Genomic DNA, 24,625 nt, shown 5'->3' with positions numbered 1-24,625 from the left:
GGATTTGTTATGAGAACGTACAAACAGGTTTTTACTGAATTAAAACATCCGGCCTTGATACCATTTTTTGTTATTGGTGATCCGGATTTTGATACAAGTTTGGAAATTGTAAAAGCGGCCATTGACGCAGGTGCAGATGTGCTTGAGCTTGGCATCGCGTTTTCAGACCCAATTGCCGACGGCCCGACAATCCAGAAAGCGAACATTCGCGCACTATCCGCCGGCATTACAGTCGAAAGAGCAAAAGAGTTCATCGCGAAGGTAAAAGCGTACAAGGATATTCCGATTGGTTTGCTGATGTACTACAATTTGATTTTCCAATACGGCACAGAAAAGTTTTTCGCCGATTTCGCGAAAGCCGGAACAAACAGTGTGCTGATTGCAGATTTGAGTATTGACGATGTTGATGAAATTTATGAACCTTCTCGCAAAGCGGGACTCGATACGGTTTTCATGGTAACACCAAATACTGAAATCGAACGCGCGAAAAAAATCGCTGAAAAATGCACGGGCTTTATTTACACCGTTTCGCTGCTCGGCGTTACCGGCGGCAGAGATACATTATCAGACATGATTAAGCCGTTGATTAGCAGATTAAAATCTATTACTGATGTGCCGGTTTGCGTGGGTTTTGGCGTAAGCACACCGCAGCACGCAGTTGAGTTGGCAAAAGCCGGCGCTGACGGCGTAATTATCGGCTCAAGAATCGTAAAAATTATCGAAGACAATTTGAGCGATAAAGCCGTTATCGCAAAAGAAGTTATGAAATTTATCAAAGAGGTAAAAGCAGCTCTGTCATAAATTTTCTTGAACAACCCAAACTTGCCGCCGTATAATGCTCCTGTTAGTGGATTATTCCTATCTTTAAGGATATTGATATGTTCAAGCGGATTGCGGCGATCACGTTCATTTTCATTTGCACTTCTATCGCGTGGATAATTCTCTCGATTACCGTATTGGACAGAACACATACGCAGGACAGAAAACTGCGAGAATCCATCAGTAAGATTTGGGGCTCGCAGCATTTGCAGTCTGCCCCTGTGCTTTATAATGATAATCCTGCGTCATCTTCCGCCAACAAACTACCCATTGAATCCAGCGATATTAATGTAAACCTCAATCTCGAACACCGCCAAAAGGGATTGCTGTGGTATTCCACATATAAAGTCAAATTCACAGGTAAATACAAAATTACAAATGATGCCGACCAGACCAAAACATTATATTTTGATTTCCCGCTTCCGGCACAAAACGCTGTTTATGACAATTTCAAATTCGCAATCGGCGGTGATGAACTAAAGGAAATTTCATTTAACAACAACAGTCTGACAAAAGAAATTAAAATCGAATCACATCAGGCAAAGGAAGTTGAAATATCTTATGAATCGCAGGGACTTGATAAATGGTATTACGATTTCGGAAACAATGTTACACAGATTAATAATTTTACTTTGGCCTTAAATACGGATTTCAAGAACATCGACTTTCCAGATGACACAATGGCACCAGAAATTAAAGAGCCGACTGACAACGGCTGGAAACTCGTATGGAAATATGACAAGACGCTGACGGATGTAAAAATCGGTTTGACAATGCCGGAGAAATTAAATCCCGGCCCGTGGGTCGCGAAAGTTACAACTGCCGCGCCAATTTCATTGTTCCTGTATTTCTTTGTTCTCTTTGTTCTCACCACCGTCAAAAAAATAACCATTCACCCAATGAATTATTTCTTTATCGGTACTGCATTTTTCAGTTTTCATCTTCTGCTGGCATATTTGATTGACCATATATCAATTCTCTGTGCGTTCTGGATAAGCTCGGCGGTTGCGGTATTTCTGGTTATTTCATATATGAGGCTCGTTGTCGGCTTGAAATTCGCATTTGTTGAAATCGCGATAACGCAATTGGTTTATCTGATTTTCTTCTCGTATAGCTTTTTCTTCAAAGGCTACACCGGCCTTATGATAACGATTCTGTGTATTTGTACATTATTTATTGTAATGCAATTTACCGGCCGGGTTGACTGGGGCAAACTTTTTGAAAAACAGCAGCCCCCGCCTTTGCCAAAATAACACTTTATGCTAAATGCTGTTCAACAAAGCTGGTATCGACTTTGTTTTGCAGATAACGGTTATGTGAAAGAATTTTCAAACACGCTGGGATTGTCGTTTTAATCGGCCCAATTCTGAATTCGTTCAAAGCGCGTTTCATCGTTATTATCGCTTCTTCTCTTGTCGGCCTGTGAACAATCAGCTTTGCAACCATTGAATCGTAATGTGGCGAAACCATCGCGCCCTGGAACAGATGCGTATCAACACGAACGCCCATACCGCCGGGCAGAATAAATCTGTCAACTTTTCCGGGACACGGCGCAAAATTTCTATCCGGGTCTTCGGCATTAATTCTGCACTCGATAGCAACGCCTCTATGTTCGATATCTTTCTGCTTGAGAGTTAAATTTTGCCCTGCCGCAATTTTCAACTGCCATTTAATCAGGTCAACGCCTGTTACCATTTCCGTAACGGGATGCTCAACCTGAATTCGCGTATTAACTTCGATGAAATAAAATTTCTTGTCGCGGTCGAGCAGAAATTCCACCGTCCCTGCGTTTTCATAATTAGCTTCTTTGATAACCCGCAACGCCGATTTGCACAGCTCTTCACGAGTATGATTATCGAGCACCGGACATGGCGATTCTTCGATTAATTTCTGATGACGTCGCTGAATAGAACAATCGCGTTCGAAGAAATGTAAAGTGTTGCCGGATTTATCAGCCATTACCTGCACTTCGACGTGCCTCGGCTCGATGATATATTTTTCAAGATAAACTGTGCTGTTTTTAAATGCGATTTCCGCTTCAGCCTTTGCGGTTGAAATAGCGTTTCGCAAACTTATATCATTATGTGCGACGCGCATTCCGCGTCCGCCGCCGCCGGCTGCCGCTTTTACAATAACTGGATAACCTATTTTATTCGCAAGTTTGATTGCTTCGTTTTCGTCTTTGATTTGACCTTCAGAACCGGGCACAACAGGAACTTTCGCTTTTTTAGCAATGTCTCTTGCCGCGACTTTATCGCCGAGCATTTGCATCGATTCAGGTCTTGGCCCGATGAACGCGATGTTGCAATCTGCACAAATCTGTGCAAAGTGCGCGTTCTCTGCCAAAAATCCGTAACCCGGATGAATCGCGTCAACGTCCGCGACTTCAGCGGCGCTGATGATTGCCGGGATATTAAGATAGCTCTGCGCGGGACTGGCAGGCCCGATACAAATCGCCTGGTCTGCGAGTTCTATATATGATGCGCCTCTGTCGGCCTCGGAATAAACAACTACCGATTCGACGCCGAGTTCTTTGCACGCGCGAATTATTCTTAACGCTATTTCGCCTCTATTGGCTATGAGTATTCTTGAAAACATAATTTTTATGGAACAAAAGATTATTAAAAAAAGTTTTTTTATAAAACAGTCTCGGCCTTCAGGCCGAATCCGCAATTTTGATTTTTAATCTTTGATTTTTTATTTTCAACTAATCTGGTCTGACTTTGAACAATACCTGACCATACTCAACTGTTTGGCCGTTGGTAATCATCACTTTTTCGACTGTACCGGCAAGTTCCGCTTTGATTTCGTTCATTACCTTCATCGCTTCGATGATACAAACGACGGTATCGGCAGTTACGTGGTCGCCGACTTTGACATAAGCAGGTGAATCTGGACTTGGCGATGAATAGAACGTACCGATGATTGGCGATTTAATGCCGGCCAGTTTATCGTCTGCCGGAGTGCCTGCAGAAGGAGCAGGAGCCGCAACAGCCGGAGCTGAAGCAGGCATCATCATCTGCATGGGAGCCGGAGCCGCGATTGACATTGATGAATTAGGCCTTTTGAGATGGATTTTGCTGTCGCCGTCGACTATTTCCACCTCCACAAGGTCTTTTTCAACCATAAGTTCAATCAATTCCTTAACTTTTTTCAAATCGTTCTTTTTTTCGTCACTCATTCTCGAGTCCTTTTAAGGTTAATTTAACTGGGGTAGTATAGTAAAAATCGTTATTTTTGCAACGGAAAATTAAAACACCTTGGCGTTTGCACTTTCGTAAGGGATGTGTATAATCAAAAAATTACACTTTTCAGGAAGATAATGACAGAAAACCTAACCGAACTATTAAAAAAACAAGTCGTTTTTGGCGATGGAGCTATGGGAACAATGCTCTATACCAAAGGCGTGTTCATAAACACATGTTTTGAGGAGCTGAATCTGACGAATCCTAAACTCGTCGGCCAAATCCACGATTTGTATGTCTCGGCAGGCAGCGACTTTATAGAAACTAACACCTATGGTGCAAACGAACTGCACCTGGCAAGATTCGGCTTGGCAGAAAAAACTGCCCAGATTAACGCCGCCGCCGTAAAAATCGCAAAACAATCGTCCGCAACCAGAGGGTCATCTGTCCTCGTTGCCGGCTCAATCGGTCCGCTCGGAATCAAAATTTCACAGGCCGGCCTGATAAACGAAAAGGATATCTCGTCAGCTTATACAAACCAGATAACCGCCCTTTCAGACGCAGGCGCGGATTTTCTGCTCTTTGAAACTTTCCACAGTCTCAAGGAATTACTGACTGCAATCGAATGCGCAACAAAGGTTTGCAAACTGCCGATTGTCGCGCAAATGGTCATAAACGACCACAACGAAACACTTTACGGCGACAAAATCGATTATGCCCTTGCCAAAGCATCGGACTTTGAGCAGGTTGCCGTTGTCGGCCTGAATTGTTCGATTGGCCCAGCCGCGATGCTTGAGGTTTTGCCGCTGCTAAAGAAAGCGACTTCAAAACCGCTTTCTCTCCAGCCCAACGCCGGCCTGCCGCAAAATGTCGATGGCAGAACCGTTTATATGTGTACGCCGGAGTATATGGCCGAGTACGCCAAACGATTTTACGAAAAAGGCGTCCGAATCATCGGCGGTTGTTGCGGTACAACACCCGAACATATCAAGGAAATGGTAAAAACCGTTCGGCCTTTGCAAAAAGCAGATTTAAGTTCAACTGTAATTGAGGTAAAGCCGCAGACAAAGCAGGTTATCCTGCAAAAACCTGTCGAACTGAAAGACAAATCAAAATTCGGAGCAAAACTCGCTGCCGGCCAAAAAGTTTATTCGGTGGAAATTTCGCCGCCGAAAGGCACGGACGTTTCGAGTCTTATCGAAAAGGTAAAGCTCTGCGAAAAATTTGGAATTGATGCAGTGAATATTCCTGACGGCCCGCGAGCAAGCTCCAGATTGAGCGCGATGATTACAGCGATAAAAGTCCGCCAGCTTTGCGAGAACATTGAAACGATTCTGCATTTCTGCTGCCGCGACCGAAATATTATCGCGATGCAGTCGGATTTGCTTGGTATACAGGCCGTGGATTTGAAAAATGTTTTGATAATCACCGGCGACCCGCCAAAACTCGGCGAGTATCCCGACGCGACAGCCGTTTTCGATTTAGATTCGATTGCGCTGACAAGAGTCGTGAGCCAGTTGAACCGCGGCGTTGATATCGCGGGCAATAATTTGCCGACACAAACAGCTCTCGTTATCGGCGTCGGCGCAAATCCCGTCTCGTCGGATTTGGATAGAGAAGTAGAACGTTACAAAAAGAAAGTCGAGGCAGGCGCAGAATTTTCTATAACGCAACCGGTCTTCGATGAAAAAAGTTTATTTAAGTTCCTTGAACTTACAAAAGATTGTAAGATTCCAGTAATCGCCGGTATTTGGCCGTTCACAAGTTACAAGAACGCAGAGTTTATGGCCAACGAAGTGCCCGGCGTTGTCGTACCGCCTGAAATTTTGCAGCGTATGAGTAAAACAAAAGACCAGCAGGATGGCAAACGCACCGGCGTGCAGATTGCGATGGAATTGATGGATAAGATTAAGGATGTCGTCGCCGGATACGCGATTAGCGCACCGTTTGGAAATGTGAATATGGCTCTTGCCTGTGCCGGCAAAATCGAAATCGATAAAATTTAAAATTAAAAATATTTGTGTCTATTCGTTTTAATTCGTGGTTAATATTTTTATGAACAATCCAATAAAAGTTACATTGCTTTCAATTACTCCTGAACCTCAAAAGCTCATCGAGGAGGCGGGCAGAACGTGTTATTTAAGTTTTGAAAAAATCGGAGCAAACTCCGCAAGCGATTTTATTCAGCGATTGATTAAAATGGGACACGACTCACCGCTGGAACACGCGTGCGCAACTTTCCGCATCGAAAATTGTTCACGTGCGATGACGCACCAGCTCGTCCGTCATAGATTGATGAGCGTCTCACAGCAATCGCAAAGATACGTCGATGAGGAAAATTTTCATTTTGTAATTCCCGAAACTCTGCCGAAAGAACATATCAAAGAATTTGAAAACGATATGGAAACAATCCGCCTGATGTACAAAAAATGGCGTGATAAAGGTTTGAAGCGGGAGGATGCAAGATTTGTTTTACCGAACGCCTGCACAAGTGAAATCGTCGTTACCGCGAATTTCCGCGAATGGCGGCACATCATAAAAATCAGAACAAGCCAGAAAGCTCAATGGGAAATCAGAATCGCATGCACAGAAATTTTGAGAACTCTGAAAAAGCTCGCGCCGGATTGTTTCTGTGATATCGAAATCAATCAGAACATCGCCGCCGAATAAAACGTTTCGCAAATTTAAATTATGAATTAAAGACTAAAAACTATTCGTGCCTTTTGCGTAGTCCCCGATTCTTCTGAATTTTTCTACCTTGAAAAGAAAAATTAGAGGGGATGTCTTGGTGGTCGGAGCAAAGCGGAGACCCCCGAATTTTCAGGATTTTTGCAACCTTGAAAGCAAAAATCAGAGGGGGCTAAAAGTTACGTTCTAAATCTATAATTCTTCTCAAAAACTTCTTCGAAGTCGTAAACGCAATGAAATTCTTCAATTGAATCTTCCGGCCGCGCGTGCATCCATTTATTTTCGACCATCAGGTAAACGATATTTCCAAAATCGTTTGTTGATTTGATACCAAGCTGATTGAGTGTAACTTTCGCCATCCTGCCCCATTTGTCGGACGCCAAATCCGCAAGCCCTTCGCAGAGTTGCCTGCCGGAAATATGATGCAGTTCATCATCGGGTTTGTCAACGCCGTGGAATTTCTTCACCGTGTATTCCAGCCCTTCATGTATGAACTGAAACGCCCGCAACGAATACCGCCCGTCAATTTTTGCGATTTCCTGAATACTTTTCTTCATATCTTTCCTGCCACAGAGTTTTTAACTTTTATTTTTAGCCACAGAGAACACAGAGACCACAGAGATTTTATTTATTATATTATTATATATATGTTTTAAATCCATTTAACTTTTAAATGCCTGTTTTTTTCGCAACCAGATTCTAACATGCAAAATTCTATTCCAAGAAGCATTTCTCTATCAAATGGATAATTTGAATTAGGATGAAGTACCCCATTTACCATAATAGGATACTGACCAAAAGCACATAGTAATAATGCCGAAATAGGATTACGAGCATATTCTATAGTTCCATCTGCTGTCTTTGCGAAACGAATAAATGCCGAATCTCGCAGTTCCGTAGTTAAATATGGTTCGCCTTCCGCACGGCCTTCTTTAACATTGATATCCACTGTTGCTTGAGAAGTCCCCGTCAAAATATCCTCGCATGCAGATTTTCTAAAACAACACGCTCCAGCTCTATGATGCAAAGTTGCTATTGCAATTATACATGGTTGTCCTAATTCAGAACACTGCCGTGTTTTATTACAGAGTTCACCAAGAATATGGTTAGTTAAAAACCTATAATATTGAGGACTGGGCTGTGCAGGATATGACGGGGGTAAAGCACTCTTTTTAGTTGCGATATCTATTGTTATACAAGTAACTTCAACATAAAAATTTCTGCCTTTTTTCGTACAAAGAAAATCTGGGCCACCCTTAGATAAATTTTCATAAGGTTGCACTTCAACATCGTAATTTAGCAGAAGCTCTACAGTCTCTGCTTCGCAAATAGCTGCTTCTGGATCGGCGTTGAGCAAATTCTCCCATTTTCCCAAACGTTGTTTATCAAAATGCTGAAGCCATCGCCGATGTTGTTCAATTGCTTCAATATAACTTATTTTTAGATCATTTCGCAATTCCATTTTTTCTCTCTGTGTTCTCTGTGAGCTCTGTGGCTAAAAAAGTTTTAGTCTCGGTGGCTATCATAAAGAAACCCTTTTAATTCCATTGACTAATCTTTTTTCGCCAAAGTTGATTATCAGGCCTCGTTTCAAGTTTGTGGCTTTTAGATAAGAAAGTGTTTGAGCCAATGCAACTTCCGGCATTTTTGACAAAGATTTTAATTCTATCACTACTTCATTTTCAACAAGTAAATCAAGTTTCTGTCCTTTTATCGTTTTCTCTTTATAGACGATATCACAATCAACTTGCCGTTGAAATTTGATGTTATTCAGAGTAAACTCATGACACAAAGCTTCTTCATAAATGGATTCGAGCAATCCCGGCCCAAGTATTTCGTGCACTTCAATTGCAGCACCAATTATTTTTGCTGTCAGTTCATCACTCATGCCAATTTTACCTCTGTGAACTCTGTGTTCTCTGTGGCCAAAAAGTAATACCTCTGTGGTCTCTGTGAGCTCTGTGGCTAATGGACTCTCTGTCCGGATTTTGCACCGCTGTCAACGCCGAGCATAAACACTTCAGCGCCACCCGGCCCTGCCGCACAAACCATACCTTCGGAAACGCCGAACTTCATTTTGCGAGGCTGCAAATTCGCAACGCAAATTACTAATCTGCCGACAAGTTTTTCCGGCTCATAAGCCTTCGAGATACCCGCGAAAACATTTTTTGTTATGCCGCCGATATCAAGTTCTAAATGCAGCAGTTTATCCGCGCCTTCGACCTTTTCTGCTTTGACAACTTTCGCTACACGCAAATCGATTTTCTTGAAATCGTCAATCGTGCATTCCGCTTCCAATGGTTCATCAAGAGTTGTTACCGGAACCGCAGGCGCAGCAGGTTGCTGTACTGACTCGTTTTTGCTTTCTTCTATCATAGCGTCAACTTTCTGTTTCTCGACTCGTTCTGCGAGTCTGATGTATTCGTTAATCTTTTTATTTTCCAACAATGTCTCGACATCAGCGAACGTCATCGCCTCAATGCCGAGAATTTTTTCAATCTTTTCAACAAACACCGGCAGCACAGGCTTGAGATAAATCGCCAAAACTTTCACTGCGTTCAAAATCACAGTCAGCGTTGTGCGCGTCTTTTCAGCGTCTGTCTTTAGCGTCGCCCACGGCTGATTTACTTCGACATATCTATTCGCGATATCGGCAAGTGCCGTGATTTGTCTGATAACCGAAGCGTAATCTAATTTTTCATAGCAGTCAATAATCTGCTGCTTTGCCGTGACAAGCTGATTAATTAATTCTTTGCCGGTCGCGTCAACACTGCCGAGCATTCCGTCGATTTTACCAAGCATCGGAACAGACCTGCTCGCAAGATTGGCCAGTTTCCCAACAAGGTCGGAATTTACCTTCGCGACAAAATCCTCAAGATTCAAATCAATGTCGTCAACGCCGTCGGTCAATTTACTCGCGTAATAGTATCGCAGATATTCAGGGTCAAGATGTTTTGCGTAAGTAGCGGCCTTAATAAACGTGCCTTTCGATTTGCTCATCTTTACGCCGTTGACCGTCAGGAATCCGTGAACGAAAAGCCTGTTAGCAACTTTGAAACCGCTGCCCATCAGCATCGCCGGCCAGAACAGCGCGTGAAAATACATAATGTCTTTACCGATGAAGTGATAAAGCTCCCAGTCTTTGCCATTCCATACTTCGTTGAAATCGAGACCGTTTTTACTACAGTAATTTTTGCAGCTTGCCATATAACCAATCGGCGCATCGAGCCAGACGTAGAAAAATTTATTTTCTTCGCCCGGAATTTTAAAACCGAAATACGGCCCGTCGCGTGAAATATCCCAATCTTTCAAACCCGCCGAAAACCACTCATCGAGCTTGTTTGCGACGCTTTTGCCTGTATAACCGGCGGCCATTAAATCTTTAAGCTGCTTCTGATAATCCGCCAGCCTGAAGAAATAATGAACGCTTTTTCTTATAACCGGTTTCGTTCCGCACTGCGAACAGACGGGATTAATCAAGTCTGTCGGCTGATATGTCGCTCCGCAGCTATCGCACGAATCGCCGTATTGATTTTCAGATTTGCATTTCGGACATGTACCGCGAATGAATCTGTCCGGCAAAAACATACTGCACTTTTCGCAATACGCCTGCTCAATTTCACCTTTGACAATCGAACCTTTTTCAGACAGCTTTTGAAATATTCCTGCGCTTAGCTGTTTGTTCTCGTCAGAATGTGTTGAATAATAATTATCGAACTGAATATGAAAACCCGCAAAGTCGCGTGTGTGTTCGGCGTAAATTCTTTTTATCATTTCCTCCGGCGCAATGCCTTCTTTGCGTGCGCTAATCATTATCGGCGTGCCGTGTGTGTCGTCCGCGCAGAAGTAAAGGCATTTATTCCCATTCTCTTTTTGAAACCGCACCCAGATATCCGTCTGCAAATATTCAACAAGGTGCCCAATATGAATCGGCCCGTTGGCATAAGGCAGCGCTGAAGTAACAACAATTTTCCTGCTCATTTATTGTTTTCCATCCTGATTGTCAGATTGTTCATTTGATTCTTCGGAATCGACTTCGATATCATCGTGTTCCGGCTCCGGCCTGCCGCTCGGCTGCTGAACGATTTGAACCTCTTCAACCGGCACGGCAAAAATTGTTCCGTCATCACCCCTGATGGAAATAAGCTGCGTCAGAACCTGCGCATCGATTACGATTCCTTCGCCCTGTGAAGTTTTCACGCGAGCTTTTCTTCTCGGCAGCCGTTTTGACAGGTCCCGATATGTATGGTCTTCGTATCGCAGACAGCATTTCAATCTTCCGCAGTAGCCGGAAATTTTCGATGGGTCAAGCGTTGCCTTTTGCAGTTTCGCCATTTTCATATTTACAGGCTTGAGAATTTTCAAAAATCTCTGACAGCAGCACGGCTGTCCGCAAACTTCGATATCCGCCGCGATTTTCGCCGCGTCGCGCGAACCGACCTGCCGCATTTCGATTCGAGTCTGAAATTCTTTCGCTAATCTTTTTACAAGCTCGCGAAAATCGATTCTGGTTTCCGAGGTGAAATAGAAAATAATCCTTTCGCCGCCGAAGATATGTTCGATATCCACAAGTTTCATCGGCAGATTCAGCTCGGCTATGATTTGCTTGCATCGCTTAAGCTCTTCTTTGGCGCCGATTGCGATGTGATGTTCTTCGCTCAAGTCCTGCTCGGTCGCGTAGCGAACGAATTTCCCGCCGGTCGTCACCGGACATTCAGCCTGCGGCACGCCGTAATATTCGACAACCGCTTCTTCGGTTTTCTTAAACGCGCATGATTTATAGCAGAACCGCCCGACAACTTCACCGATTTCAAGGCCGCGCTCGGTTTTTATCATAACCTTGCTGGACGCCTTGAGCATATTTTTTTCCTCGTGCGTAAACCAGCCAGTTGTGCCCATCTTGCCGTAGCGAACAAGCATTTTCTTCTCGACCGGATGATGTGTCGGTTTATTTTTAGGATCTATCGTATCGCTCATAATAACCTTAAAAAGGATAAATTTTGTTTGTTTAGCGGACGCCGGTACGGCGGCCAAAAAAATCTAAACTTTTATTATATCATAATTTGTGCAATTCAGCAACATAAGCTCAAAAACCAGTTTTTCATTAACGGAAGCATCGATAAACCGAACGCTTTCATAGCAAATTTCAACCAAATCCGCACATCCCACCTGCCCGAACCTCTGATTTATGACTTTTATATCCGTAAGCTGGTCGAAGTTAGTCAGCTTATCTTCGCCGCCCAAAGAAACCTTCATCGCATCGGTCAACGCTGATATCAGTACTGAAACGAAGAGTTTTTTAGCCATCCTGCCCAAATCAGCCTTGCTCGAACCGGCTTTCATCTTCAGCCAGGATTCGGTAATCGCACCAGCCTGCGTATTTATCCACTGCGCGAAATCCACTGCATCGGCAAGCTGAAATCGACTGAATTTATTGATGAACTCTTTTTTCAATGTGTAAAACGAAGGCTCAAGTTTAGTCAAAACCGCCGCCTGACCGATACTGCCGTTCGTTAGCCGTGCGAAATATTTCGCTTCGGTTTTATTGATGTCCGGCAGTTTTTCGATGATTTTCTCTTCGCTCAAAGGCCCGAAATGCACAATCTGACTCCGCGACTTCGTTGTTGGAAGTAAATTATCAAGTTTGCTGCACAGTAGAATGATGAAGCTTTTGTTCGGCGGCTCTTCCAAAATTTTCAGAAGCGCGTTTTGACTTGCGATATTTAATTTTTCCGATTCGCTGATAACGTACACTTTGGAAGCCGATAAACTTGGCTTAATCTGCATCTTTTCGATAAGAAACTCACGAATAACATCTATCGGCAAATCAATCGGTTGTTTTTTTCGATTTTGCGCATCGCTGCTGAACTGAACCAGCTCCTTATATATATGATGGAAATCCGGATGATTGTCCGCATCGAGCATTCTGCACGATTCGCATTCCCCGCACGAATCTATATCGTTAGCCCCCTGACCTGTGCAGGGGGTATTGTCCGGCTTTTGGCATAATAATAACTTCGCAAATGCTTTTGCAGTTGTGAATTTTCCGATACCGTCATTTCCGTCGAAGATATATGCGTGCGCCAGCCTGCCGGTTTCAAACGCCCGTCGTAACGAGCTAACCGCCTTACCCTGGCAAAATATATCGGAAAGATTCATTAAATTTTAAAGAATGATGAAATGGTCTTAACTATTTGTTTATGAACAGTTTGAATATCTTTTGTTGCATCGACAACAACGATATTCTTGTGCGTTTTCGCTAATTTCAGAAATCCGTTTCGAACTTTTTTCTGATAGTCTTGTTTCTTCTGTTCCATCCTGTCAAGGCTGCGGTTCATTCGCTGCTTGGATGTTTTGAGGTCAACATCGAGAATGATTGTCAAATCCGGCCAAACTCGTTCGAGCGAATTTTCAGCGATATCTATTACGGTTTGGATACCGACACCACCCGCAAAACCCTGATAAGCGCAGGTGCTGGAAACCCAGCGGTCTAAAAGCACGCAGTTTTTCTTTTTCAGGGCAGGCGCAATACATTCATCCCAGAGTTGTGCCCTGCTTGCCATATATAGGAGTAACTCGGTACGGTCGGAGATATGATTGGCAGGGTCGAGGAGGATATTCCTGATTTTTTCGCCGGTTGCCGTGGAGCCTGGGTCTCGAAAGCAGGCGACTTTAACCTTATTATTGACAAGGAATTGGGCAAGCAAATCCCTTTGCGAGCTTTTGCCGCATCCATCCGGCCCGTCAAGCACTATTAACTTTGATTTTAGATTCTTAATCATCCCCTCACTTTACCTGATAACCCCCTGGCGGTCAAACATTTACAAACCGGGAAAAACCGTTAGCCCCCAGATTCATTCTGGGGGTTCTAAATAAAAAATTCTAATAATTAAAAAGTTCTTTCATCGCGTAGTTTTGCTTTGCGGCAAGATTAATCGCGCGTAGAACCTTGACTCTTGTTTTTTCGGTAAGTTTCCGCCCTTTGCAGGCTCGGGAGACCATTTTATGCGTCAGCTGCTGTTCCGGAGCGGCGACGACAAGGTCGTGCGGCTTCAAATTATGTTTTGCCATCAACTCAATAATCGGTTGCGGCCCCAAATTTCGTTCTGTTTCATTATTCATCTGCGACAGTTTAGCGAAATGATTCTGCTTGTCAAACATTGGTTGGTTTTAAAATCTGCGATTATCGTGTCAAAAGCTCAAACTCTTCCGGGCTTAAAGTTTGGCGCAATTTGCTTAGCGCCTCAAGTTCAATTTGGCGGACGCGCTCTTTTGTAATTTTTAAATCCTCGCCGATTTGCTTCAAAGTTTTAAATTCTTTTTTCACCATCGTGCCGGAAAGCCCGAAGTGATAACGAATTACGTGCTGCTCACGCTCGTTCAAATTCTGTTCAATCGCCTGCATCAAACTCCGATGCGCATTATCAATATCATCGCTGCCGGCGTTTTCAACAGCCGCGATTTGAAATTCCTCTTCCGGCAGTTCCGCCCCCATCATCGCCTGCTCGGCGGGCAAATATCTTGCGAACGCCCTGCTGATAACCCACGATGCGTAAGTGCTGAACCGGAAACCTTTTGTGTAATCGAATTTCTCAACCGCACGCATCATCGCGATATTGCCTTCGCTTACCAAATCGCCCAAATTCGCACCGCTGTGCCGACCGGCAATGCGAACAACAAGTTTCAAATTCGCTTCGATAATCAGATTCTTCAGCCGGTTCGCCTCATCCAAAAATTCCTGTGCCTGGTACGCCGCCTTGCCGCAAAAACTATGTAAGTTTATTCCTTTCATCTTTTCCGCCGCCAGATACTTCAAAAAATTATACCGCCGAAAAAGTTGTAACTCCTGCTCACGATTGAGCATAGGAATCTTCGTTACCGCCTCAATAAACCGCTGCCAATCATTGTGGCTGATTTTAGCCGAAGCATTCTGCAAAATTTTCCTCGGCGTTCGGCGAATCGACGGCAAATCAGAAAGGATTTTTTCCTCCGCGTCCGCCTGCACAAATTCATCGCTCGGAATGTAATCTATCTTTGTGCCAAGCAGTTTCCGCACCCGTCTTTGCGTAATAACACGATAAATGGAACTGCTGCTGTGGCAGTACTTTGCGGCAATTTTTTCCACGTTTTCGCCCGCCTGATACAGCTTGAAAATTTCCGCCGCATCGGCCGACTCAATTTGCGTTCGGCGGTTTAAAAATATCGGTTTCTTCTGACGCTTTTCATACTCAACAACCAACAGCCGAACCGTTTCAACTGCCCGTCCAAACTGCTCGGCGGCTTTTTTCATTATCGCAGTCTTGCTAAGCTCCTGCTGACCCGACAGTTGCGCGACATATTTCAATATCTCGCCTTTGAGTTTTAAATCAATCGTACTGTAACTGGCGGCTGACTCAACAAGCGATTTATTTGCCGTAACAAATTCATCCACAAAGGTTTGCGAAAAACCCGTTTTCAAAACATTGTCCGGAAAAACATACCTTCGGCCAATCAAACCTTTGGTCTGCCAGCGTTCGAGCGTTCTGATTGAAACGTTCAAATGCTCGGCCAATTCCTTGAGGGTGTAGATTTTTTCGCTTTCCTGGTCAGTGCGCAACCGCAGTCGGGCACTTGCTTTATGAATGTATTTCGGCAGGCTTTTTAATAATTCGCCGCCGGAAATTGGAACCGTAGAGGCGGAATTTTTCGGCCGGTAGCCTGTGATTTTGAAACAGATAAATTCGTAAGGATATTCCTGTTCCGGGGAAAGAATTTTATAGAGCGATTCAGCGGCAGCGAGCTGTTTTATCTGCTGGGCACGCGGCACAAAACTCGTCTCCATAAAGAGTTGCGACAAAACAGGATTTTCAATTTTTCTCATTTTTTATGTTAGCCACAGAGTTCACCCCTTCTGATTTTATTTTCGAGGCAACAAAATCCTGAAGATTCAGGGGCTTTCGCTTCGCTTCAGCAGAGATCATAGAGATTTTTTTTATCGCTGATCCCCCGCCTTCGCGAGGACAAGCTTCGCTGAAATTTTTCTAAAAACTATTGTAGTCTTAATGCTATACGAAAGTCAAGCAAACACGTCAAAATTTCGCAAGTAACCAAGTGTCGAGCCTGACATAAAATAAGCACTTATGACCGATTTAGCATAAAATAAGAATGCGCAAGTTTTAATCTAAAATCTTTCTAACTATCTGGCATACAAGAGATTATCGTTTTTTGCAATTTTTCCATTTTTCATCAAAAACACTATCAAAGATGCGCACGTTTGGGACATTTTCCAAAATTTAGGCTCAAAATCCGTTCAAAAACATTCAAAAATCCAATTTCCACAAAATCAGCGCAAGTTTTCGCTTGCGCAAAATTTCAAACATACTACTAATAGTAGTCAGTAACCAGCAGCCAATAGAAATTGCGCATTTCTGTCGCAAGATCGCGCAAGTTGTCCCGCTTTGCGGGATCTTCGCAAGCTTCGACAAGTTTCGCAAACAAAAAAAATCATTAGATCACAGTAAAACGCAGTGAATTAAACTAAATGTGTAATGAAATGAAGTAAAATCATCAAAAATCGTAAAAGTTGAAAATCGGTGCTCGTAAAACTTGCACTTTTTTTAACTGCGGATTTCGCGGATTTTACTTTCATCACCTCCGCCTGCGCGGGGGCAGGCTCCGAAAAGAAGGACACAGAGATACTAAAATTTTAAATTATTTTTAAGACACGGATTAACACAGGATTTGCACGGCTATTTGATTTTAAATTTTTATTGTATGTGGAAACAGAAAGGATAGAATCGAAATTCAGTGAAGAGTTAATTCGTCCCCGTTCGGGGATCTCCGCTACGCTTCGATGAATAACTAATAGTTGTGGAAATTTAAAGCTTTCAAAAAATAGACTTTAGGAGATTATCAATGCGAAAATTCATCGACATAGTTTTCTTATCAATCCTCATTATCAACACCAGTGCATTTGCATTTTTGTTCGGAGAAACAAAAAAAGAATCACGCCCCGTAGCTGCAACCGTAAACGGTGCGAAAATATATGAAGATACATTAGTCAAAATCGCAAAACACCGATACGAAGAAGCAGTAAAACAAAAATCATCTTCAGCCCTTCAGGACATAAGAAAAGATGTGATATCAGACATGATTTTTACGGAAGTCGTTCTTCAGAAAGGGAGAAAAAACTTTTTGTTGGTCGATAACGATGAGGTTCAATTTCAGATCAGCAAATCAGAAGAAGGACCGTATGAAGAACTTAAAAAAAATAAAGACTACAAAGGTGATTTTGAAGAACTCGAAAGACATACACGAGCAGGTATGCTTTATGTAAAATTGCTTACAAAAGAATGTACAAAAAATATTAATCCTACAGAAGAACAGATGAAAAAATACTATGAGGATAACATTCGTAATTTCCAAATCGAAACAAAATACAGTTACATACCAATATGTTTTGTGCCTGACAAAGAAAGCAATGACCCAAATTTTACAAAACTTAAGTGCAAAGAGAGGGCTGAAAGCGTTTTAGAAAAAATTCATAATGGAGCAGACTTTAATGAAATGTACATTCCAGAAGCTGAGGCCATTGCACGAAGGATGCTGGCTAAGCATAGGATTAAACCACATGATCCAAACCAATTAATCAGCAAGAATTTTGTAAGAACGAAGAGAGATGTGGAATTAAGTCCGGAAACAAAGGATGTTCTTTTATCCTTAAAACCAGGCCAAGTTAGTAATGTTATCACCTGTAAAGATTATGATGGGGAAACATATTTTACCATTTTTAAATTGATCAGTAAGAAAGAAGGCTATACTCAAAAGTATGATGAAGTGAAAGATAGATTGCGGGAGTATGTATCTAATGAATTACAAGAAATCGCGGTAAATAATTATAATCAAAAACTCATTACCGAGGCAGATATAAAATTTACAAATTCTGCGGATGATTATAGATTGCAGGATAAAAAAGAAGTAAATAAGCCGAATATAAAAAAGTAAAACTTGTTTTACAAACCACGCCATAGTGATGGCGTGGCTAAGCGATGCGGATTCGATATTTCTGCGGGAAAGTTTTTTTTCGGACAGGTCTGACGATTCTGACTTGTTGGACGGTTCGGATACTGGCCGCCGTGCCGGCGGCCGCTAAACAAGGTATGTGAAATCAAATGGGAATAGATTTAAAAAAATTGCCGAAAGTCAAAATTGTTAGTGTGCTTGATAATGACAAGAAACTTTTTGCCGTTGAATTAAATTCGGCAGAATCCAGTATTGATGGATATGCGTTTATATTCACCACACCTAAAGAATTAATTTATGGTAAGTTTGAATTCAATAATCAAGCAGAAAAAAACAGAGGAACTTTTTTGCCGGACGAATCTGACGATTCTTCGACATTAGAGACAGGCAAAGAATATGACTGTATTGAAAGCTATTGGGGCGAGAGGGCAAAACTTGTCCTTGAAGACGGCGAATGGGTTAAGACGCAATTCAAAACACAAGACGCCTACGGTCAGAGAGATAAAAAAACAGGCCGGCTTACAATCAGTCATCCATCATTTAAACCGGAAGCAAATGATAAGTCATGGGAAATCGTTAAAGGGGCATGGGATCACGAACATTGCGGCATCTGCTGGGAAACTATTTGTGATCACGAATGTCATTCTTCTGCATATTATATCAGAACAAAAGACGAACAATGTGTTTGCGAAAAATGTTTTGACAAGTATGTTTCAAAAAAGAACTGGGATTTTACAGATTTAATTAAAGGCAAGGAAAGCAACAATACTAAATCCGAGAAAACAATTAGTTTGAGGGAAGCAGTAATAACAGGAATTATTATCGACTTCGTATTGCTGCTGCTCGCTTCAATGATAATGGATGGCGGACAATGCTTTCATTTTACGTTTTCCGTATTCGGTGGACATTTGGCAGGGAATTTCATAGTAATGTGCCGCAGATTTTCAAGAATGACCAAAGGCGACAAAGATTTTATTCGATATGGGATGCTGATGCTTATTCCGCTTTCCATTCCCATAGCAATAGTTGCGGCTTGTTATGCTGAATGGCTTTATGCAACATTGCATTTAAACACATTCTACAAATTTATCGGGCTGGAAAAATAAACCTGGCGAATCTTATGTTTGCTTTAAGGCAAAATTGCGAAGCAATATAATTTCAAAAAGATAAGCACGGAGGAAGCTTGTTTACACAGTGATTATTTTAAAAATTATAAAGTGTTCGTTAGAACACGTCTTAAAGCAAAGTAACTTCGTGCCTTCGTGGTGAAAGAAAAAATTAGTTCAGAATGACAGAGAATGATTTGGGCGGCAATACGGTATAGATTCCCCCACAGGGGTTGTAACCGTTTTCACGGGAATGACGCATCACAGTTTCGGCGGCAGCACATTTTTTTTCAGGCAGGGCGGACGATTCAGACGTGTTGGACAATTTAGATTAAAACGAACCCCGTCAAAGTGTTGACGGGGCTAAGCGATGGAGTTTTGTATTAACTTTGCGGGATTAATTTTTCGATAATCATTTGCGCGACGTTTTGCGAAGCGTTCAGGCCGGTGAGCGTTTTTGTAAGTTCGGCAAGTTCGAAACTTAAATCCGTAAGTTTCTTCGGATTGTTCAAAAGCGAATCTGCTGTATTTGCAATCAGAGCGGGCGATTCAAAGTACGGCATAAACTCCGGAACCAATTCTTTCTGCGATAAAATATTTACCAGCGAAAGATATTTTGTTTTCACCAACCTCTTGCCGACAAGATTCCACAGCAGCTTGCTCGACTGGTACATGATAATCATAGGACACGCGGCGGCGGCGACCTGAAGCGTTGCAGAACCGCTGGCGACAAATGTGAAATCAACTTTTTTCGCCGTATCAAAAACGCTATCGACTGAATATGTGCAGCGGAGAGAACGAACTTCGGTTGCGCGGAGACGATTCGCAATCGTTTCATTCGCGGCGACGACGGTAACTTTTATCGCGGGGTGGCGAGCTTTTAATGTTCGCGCGATTTGCTGCATCGCAGGCCAGAGCGAATTAATTTCCGCTTCGCGCGAGCCGGGCATTAATGCGATTCGTGCGGTGGTGATTGCGAAATTACTATAGCTTTTCACGCCGACGGAATTTGAATCAATATCCTCCAGCAGAGGATTGCCGACGAACTTACATTCCATACCCTGCTTTGCGAACCAGTCCGGCTCGAATGGCAGAATCGCAGCCATGCCGGCAGTGCAAAGATTTTTCAATTTCTTGATTCGCCAGGCAGCCCATGCCCAAAGCTGCGGCGCAACGTAGAAAAATGTTTTTATGCCTTGCGCTTTGGCGGCTTTGGCGATGTGAAAATTAAAGCTCGGCGAATCACAAACAACGACTAAATCCGGTTTGGAATCGCTGAAAAATTTTTGAGCCTTTTTGACGGCCTTGTAGAAAAATAAAATCTGGCCGAAGGCTTTGTATGTCATCGCGGCTCTTTCGGTTGTATTAAGTATGATTGAACAGCCGGCATCGGCCATATTGTGGCCGCCGAAACCGGAAAATTCAAAACTATGGCCGGTCTGCTTTAAAGCGGTAATCAGTTTTGCGCAGAGCCTGTCGCCGCTGGGCTCGGCTGCACTGAAAAATATTTTGTAAGTTTTATCAACCATAAACATCCTTAATATACGAAAATGCGGAAAAATTCAAATATTTTAAAGTAAAAAAATCCGCAATTTGTTACCGTGAGTATTCGTCTATCACTATAGTAACAGAAAAAGCAAGATAATACCAATATAACTGATTATTATTTATCTTGTTTTAGCGGTTTTTGGAGTATTTGTTTGATTTTGTTTGTTTGAATCCATATAATAGTATTGAGCAGCCTGAAAGTTTATACGTGTTTCAGAAATATGAATTGTATAAAAACAACATATTTGCACATGGTTGTTGTATTGTGTGCTCTGTGGGTTTGTCAGGCTGTAGGGGAGCCTAATAACGGCAGTTTCGAGCGATTCGTTCACAACGAATCCACAGGTTATAATGACCCCAACGACTGGAGTACTTTAAATGTTGTAACCGTTGTAAACGGATTTTGGCCTGATAATTTCCCCGGTACCAAAAACCGATGGCTGATAGATCTTGATTCAAACTTTCGGGCATTTAAAGGCGAAAATCTTCTGGTGTTAAGTTCCGGTAATTCCGACATTGAATACAGTAAGGCCTGGCGGCAAATATCAATAAGCGAAGGCGATAAATTAATCGGCGTCTATTTCTTCGGCGCGTGCGATTACCTGAATTATAACGATTGGGCTGAAATTAAATTAGTTCCCCTCTACGATTCAAACCTTTCAACTATAATGGTGGCATTTGCAGATATTGCCCTGCTGGGCGATTACGGCTCTTTTGAGGGATGGACAAAATTCGAATATACCTTCAGCGCGGCAGAGGCCGGCGATTATAATTTAGTCCTGTTCGTCAGCGATAAGAACGATAAGCAGTTGGAATCTTATCTGCTTGTGGACAGTATTGTTTTGTGCAAATATAACGAAGAAAATCCTCCGCCGGAAAAAGGCGATTTTAACTGCGATGGCACCGTCGATTTCAGCGATTTTAACCGATTGGCCAACGACTGGCAGTATGACTGTAATAGCGCAACCTACGACCCCAACTGCAGTTGTCTGCTCGGCTCGGATATCGACGGCAGCGGGCCGGTAGATTTCAACGATTTAAGAATCTTTTCCGACAACTGGCTTTGCGGCATACGAGAAGAAGAGTGATTTTAGATTGAAAATTGAAGATAGAAGATTGAAGATTTGTTTGCACATTGAACGTTGTGCTTTGCAGAAAGCATAGTATCCCCAATCCCGACGCTTTTACGACAATGAGCGTCTGTTTCCCCCATCACAAATTGAGGCTGGTAATTAAAGTCCATTTCTGGTATAAGTTGCCATTCTTCAAATAGTCAAAAAAAACAGGATAAAATATGTTTGCTATTATCAGCGATATACACTCGAATCTCGAAGCACTGACGACAGTTCTTGCGGATATCGAACAACGCGGTATCAAAAAGATTTACTGCCTGGGCGATATCGTCGGCTATGGGCCGAATCCCAAGGATTGTCTCGATTTGGTTATCCAAAAGACACAGGCTTGTGTGATGGGCAACCACGACTACGCGATTCTGTATGAGCCGGCGAATTTTAATCTCGGCGCAGAACGCGCAAGCTTCTGGACGAGAAGCCAGCTTGAGGCAGAAGATTCCGTGAAAAAAAGACATAATCGCTGGAACTATCTGGGCAAACAGCAAATGAGATGGACTATGACGGCAGATCTCGACGGTGTGCCGGCAACACTGGATTTTGTGCACGCTTCGCCGAGAAGGCCTATCAATGAATATCTTTTCCCAGACGATGTTTATACCACGCCGGCGAAAATCACGGCGCAGTTCGACCGCGTAAAACATGTCTGCTTTATCGGGCATACTCATCTGCCGGGCGTTTTTCTCGATGACCCTGATTTCTATGCGCCTGATGAGCTTGATTATGTTTATCCAATTGTGCCGGATGAACGCGCAATTATAAATGTCGGCTCGGTCGGGCAGCCGAGAGATAAAGACAGCCGCACCTGTTATGTTTATATTGAAGAAAACAACGTGCATTTCGTTCGACTCGATTACGATTATAAAACCACACAGAAAAAAATTTACGACATTCCTGAATTGGATAACTTCGAGGCCGACAGGTTGGGCGAAGGAAGATAAAACGAATTTAAGATTGAAAATTTAAGATTGAAGATTTAAGATTGAAGATTTATGAAAAAATTAATTAGCGTTTCAGTACTTTGTATCTTCCTTGCAATCAGCGGAGTTGTTAATGCCGAGATCACGGCGGTCAACGGCGAAAGCAAAACATTTACTCTCGGCTCAACCGCGGCCAAAGAACAAAATCCTTATAAACTGGAACTTTCACTGACTACCAAAGGTGCGGGAATAAGCGTCGCAAAATTCCGCGACTACAGCAACCGCGACCGGAAAAATCCGCAGCCGTTTTCGGTTTTGTCGTCAATTGACAATATCAACTCACTGGCGAACAAACGACTGCTGCTGCCGGGAATTGGAAAATCATTTCCATTAGATAAACTCAACTGGGTCAGCGAAGGCGTAAATAAAAACAAAGACGGAAGCGAAACGATAAGCTTCAACGCTGTGATTCTGCAGGACGATTACGAATTTATAAAACTGACGAAAACTTACACACTGCGAAGCGAAGATTATCTTTTAGACTGCAATGTTACCATCACAAATCTCGGCAAAGATGAAGTCAAGGCGGGACTCGAGATGTTCGGGCCGGCAGGGATTACACGCGAAGACCAGAGAATAGATATGCGAACTGTGACAACAGGGTTTGTCAATCCTTACGGTCTGGTTGAGGTAACAAAAAACAGCCCAAAAAATGTTATAAAGGCCGGCGGAAAAGAAAAAGTCTTTCACAAAAACGCCGACTATAAATTTATGTGGACGTCTGTGTCGGACAAATATTTTACTTCCATTATTCGTCCCGTACCGACAGACAACAATCTTTACTGCGACTGGGCCGCGAATAGTTATGCTGTCAGTATCGACCCTGATGCTTATGTCAAAGACAATGAAAATATCGGCGTAATACTCGAAACGCAAACGGCATCAATCGAGGCAGGCAAAGAAGTTACTTATAAATATCAAATCTACATCGGACCGAAAGATAAAAATCTTTTCAACTCCGTGCCGCTTTACACGAAACTGGGATTCATTAACACAATTGATTTTCAGGCGTGCTGCGGCGTTATCGGTTTTAGCTGGTTGAGCTTTTTTATTCTCGACGCGATGGATTGGATGAAACATTTTGTTCCGAACTATGGCATTATCATCATTTTCTTTGTGCTTGTAGTTCGCCTGGTACTGCATCCAATTACCAAGAAGAGCCAGGTATCGATGATGAGAATGGCAAAGCTGGGGCCGATGGCCGAAGAGATTAAGAAGAAATACGGCGACAACAAAGCTGAAATGCAAAAACAGATGGCATCGCTTTATCGCGAACAGGGTCTGGCTCCAATGCTGGGCTGTCTGCCGATGTTCCTGCAAATGCCGATATGGGTGGCGCTTTACAGCGCAATCAACACCGGCATTGAATTCAGAGGCGCATCGTTTCTGCCGTTCTGGATTACCGACCTTTCGCAATCTGACGCGCTGTTTTATTTCCCATCAGCCGTAGAAAATATTCCTTTCATAGGCTCATTCATCGGAACAAGCTTTAACCTTCTGCCTATTCTTTTGGGTGTCGCTATGTTCGCGCAGCAAAAACTTACGCCTTCAACGGCGCCTTCTGCAAATCCGCAGGCTGCTCAACAGCAGAAAATGATGCTGTGGATGATGCCGATTATGATGCTGATGTTCCTGTATCGCGCACCATCGGGATTGAATCTTTATATTATGGCAAGCACGGCTGCAGGCGTCGCCGAACAATATGTAATACGCAAACATATTAAAGAAAAAGAAGCGCTCGAAGCGACAGGACTTGTGGCGACGACAAGCAAACTCGGCGGAAAACTGAAAAAGAAAAAACCAAAGCCACCGATTAAATTCTCATAACAAAAATTAAATATCAAATATAAAAAATCAAAATTGCTGAATCCCGATAAATCGGGATGAAGAATTAATTGTATACAAAATTGTAGAATTATGGCCAATCAGAATTGTGTTTTTTTATTGACACAACGAAAACACAAGAGATAATTATATAGATAATTAAATATTATTGTAGCCGAGATTTGTGCTAATTACACAAATGCGGAGGACCCAAGTTTTTTGGGGCGTATTCCGAAAGGATAGGGTACTTTCAAACCCGAGCCCGTCAGCTAACTTCGCAGGCATTTGAAAGGGCAATGGCGCACCCTTTAGGGTGGTAATTTTCGCGATTGAAATAGCAGTGA

The 24,625-nt window shown here is 42.9% G+C and carries 21 protein-coding genes; 9 read left to right on the top strand and 12 right to left on the bottom strand.

What is annotated here, in order from left to right:
• The first annotated feature begins 9 nt into the window (after window positions 1–9).
• The gene (gene trpA, locus LLF92_01930) at window positions 10–801 is read left to right on the top strand and encodes a tryptophan synthase subunit alpha (protein ID MCE5339875.1); all 792 of its coding nucleotides are present in this window, start codon (window positions 10–12) and stop codon (window positions 799–801) included.
• A gap of 77 nt (window positions 802–878) precedes the next feature.
• Complete coding sequence (locus LLF92_01925; GenBank protein ID MCE5339874.1) at window positions 879–2,072, top strand: cell envelope integrity protein CreD; 1,194 nt, start codon at window positions 879–881, stop codon at window positions 2,070–2,072.
• Between the two features lie 4 nt (window positions 2,073–2,076).
• Here the strand turns inward: LLF92_01925 and accC are convergent, their stop codons facing one another.
• Both accC and accB read right to left on the bottom strand, forming a co-directional pair.
• Window positions 2,077–3,417, bottom strand: coding sequence for an acetyl-CoA carboxylase biotin carboxylase subunit (accC, locus tag LLF92_01920; GenBank protein ID MCE5339873.1), 1,341 nt, complete (start codon window positions 3,415–3,417; stop codon window positions 2,077–2,079).
• A gap of 109 nt (window positions 3,418–3,526) precedes the next feature.
• A complete protein-coding gene (gene accB / locus LLF92_01915) occupies window positions 3,527–4,000 on the bottom strand; it encodes an acetyl-CoA carboxylase biotin carboxyl carrier protein (protein ID MCE5339872.1) in 474 nt (157 codons plus the stop codon).
• Window positions 4,001–4,141: 141 nt separating this feature from the next.
• On the opposite strand from accB, the gene LLF92_01910 reads away from it, so the two are divergent.
• The gene (locus tag LLF92_01910; GenBank protein ID MCE5339871.1) at window positions 4,142–6,010 is read left to right on the top strand and encodes a bifunctional homocysteine S-methyltransferase/methylenetetrahydrofolate reductase; all 1,869 of its coding nucleotides are present in this window, start codon (window positions 4,142–4,144) and stop codon (window positions 6,008–6,010) included.
• 49 nt (window positions 6,011–6,059) lie between these two features.
• Window positions 6,060–6,674 carry an FAD-dependent thymidylate synthase gene (thyX, locus tag LLF92_01905; GenBank protein MCE5339870.1) on the top strand — a complete coding sequence of 205 codons (615 nt, stop codon included), beginning with the start codon at window positions 6,060–6,062 and terminating at the stop codon, window positions 6,672–6,674.
• A 197-nt stretch (window positions 6,675–6,871) separates the two neighbouring features.
• Here the strand turns inward: thyX and LLF92_01900 are convergent, their stop codons facing one another.
• The 9 genes from LLF92_01900 to LLF92_01860 form a co-directional block, all read right to left on the bottom strand.
• The gene (locus LLF92_01900; protein ID MCE5339869.1) at window positions 6,872–7,249 is read right to left on the bottom strand and encodes a hypothetical protein; all 378 of its coding nucleotides are present in this window, start codon (window positions 7,247–7,249) and stop codon (window positions 6,872–6,874) included.
• 95 nt (window positions 7,250–7,344) lie between these two features.
• Window positions 7,345–8,154 carry a hypothetical protein gene (locus LLF92_01895; GenBank protein ID MCE5339868.1) on the bottom strand — a complete coding sequence of 270 codons (810 nt, stop codon included), beginning with the start codon at window positions 8,152–8,154 and terminating at the stop codon, window positions 7,345–7,347.
• 60 nt (window positions 8,155–8,214) lie between these two features.
• Window positions 8,215–8,580, bottom strand: a complete 366-nt coding sequence (locus tag LLF92_01890; protein ID MCE5339867.1) for a GxxExxY protein — start codon at window positions 8,578–8,580, stop codon at window positions 8,215–8,217.
• A gap of 77 nt (window positions 8,581–8,657) precedes the next feature.
• On the bottom strand, window positions 8,658–10,673 hold the full coding sequence (gene metG, locus LLF92_01885) for a methionine--tRNA ligase (protein ID MCE5339866.1): 2,016 nt from the start codon (window positions 10,671–10,673) through the stop codon (window positions 8,658–8,660).
• On the bottom strand, window positions 10,674–11,669 hold the full coding sequence (locus LLF92_01880) for a signal peptidase (GenBank protein ID MCE5339865.1): 996 nt from the start codon (window positions 11,667–11,669) through the stop codon (window positions 10,674–10,676).
• Between the two features lie 63 nt (window positions 11,670–11,732).
• Window positions 11,733–12,851, bottom strand: coding sequence for a DNA polymerase III subunit delta' (locus LLF92_01875; GenBank protein MCE5339864.1), 1,119 nt, complete (start codon window positions 12,849–12,851; stop codon window positions 11,733–11,735).
• Window positions 12,851–13,474, bottom strand: coding sequence for a dTMP kinase (gene tmk / locus LLF92_01870; protein MCE5339863.1), 624 nt, complete (start codon window positions 13,472–13,474; stop codon window positions 12,851–12,853). The genes LLF92_01875 and tmk overlap by 1 nt, the downstream gene beginning before the upstream one ends.
• Before the next feature lie 100 nt (window positions 13,475–13,574).
• Entirely contained in the window at window positions 13,575–13,853 is a 279-nt protein-coding gene (locus LLF92_01865; protein ID MCE5339862.1) for a hypothetical protein, read from the bottom strand.
• Between the two features lie 22 nt (window positions 13,854–13,875).
• On the bottom strand, window positions 13,876–15,552 hold the full coding sequence (locus LLF92_01860) for a sigma-70 family RNA polymerase sigma factor (GenBank protein MCE5339861.1): 1,677 nt from the start codon (window positions 15,550–15,552) through the stop codon (window positions 13,876–13,878).
• Window positions 15,553–16,586: 1,034 nt separating this feature from the next.
• Here LLF92_01860 and LLF92_01855 point away from each other — a divergent pair.
• Window positions 16,587–17,675: a peptidyl-prolyl cis-trans isomerase gene (locus LLF92_01855; protein MCE5339860.1), complete on the top strand. Its 1,089-nt coding sequence runs from the start codon at window positions 16,587–16,589 to the stop codon at window positions 17,673–17,675.
• A 167-nt stretch (window positions 17,676–17,842) separates the two neighbouring features.
• Window positions 17,843–18,799, top strand: a complete 957-nt coding sequence (locus LLF92_01850; protein MCE5339859.1) for a hypothetical protein — start codon at window positions 17,843–17,845, stop codon at window positions 18,797–18,799.
• Between the two features lie 383 nt (window positions 18,800–19,182).
• Here the strand turns inward: LLF92_01850 and lpxB are convergent, their stop codons facing one another.
• A complete protein-coding gene (gene lpxB, locus LLF92_01845; GenBank protein ID MCE5339858.1) occupies window positions 19,183–20,328 on the bottom strand; it encodes a lipid-A-disaccharide synthase in 1,146 nt (381 codons plus the stop codon).
• Window positions 20,329–20,568: 240 nt separating this feature from the next.
• Between lpxB and LLF92_01840 the strand changes: the two genes are divergently transcribed.
• The 3 genes from LLF92_01840 (at window position 20,569) to yidC (ending at window position 24,284) form a co-directional block, all read left to right on the top strand.
• Window positions 20,569–21,435 (top strand): hypothetical protein, encoded by an 867-nt coding sequence (locus LLF92_01840; protein ID MCE5339857.1) that lies wholly within the window; start codon window positions 20,569–20,571, stop codon window positions 21,433–21,435.
• Window positions 21,436–21,641: 206 nt separating this feature from the next.
• Complete coding sequence (locus tag LLF92_01835; GenBank protein MCE5339856.1) at window positions 21,642–22,418, top strand: metallophosphatase family protein; 777 nt, start codon at window positions 21,642–21,644, stop codon at window positions 22,416–22,418.
• Window positions 22,419–22,469: 51 nt separating this feature from the next.
• Window positions 22,470–24,284, top strand: a complete 1,815-nt coding sequence (yidC, locus tag LLF92_01830) for a membrane protein insertase YidC (GenBank protein ID MCE5339855.1) — start codon at window positions 22,470–22,472, stop codon at window positions 24,282–24,284.
• Window positions 24,285–24,625: the final 341 nt, after the last annotated feature.

Source organism: Planctomycetaceae bacterium (genome assembly GCA_021371795.1).
In the GTDB taxonomy this organism is placed as follows: domain Bacteria; phylum Planctomycetota; class Phycisphaerae; order Sedimentisphaerales; family UBA12454; genus UBA12454.
This window is presented reverse-complemented; position numbering and strand designations above follow the sequence as displayed.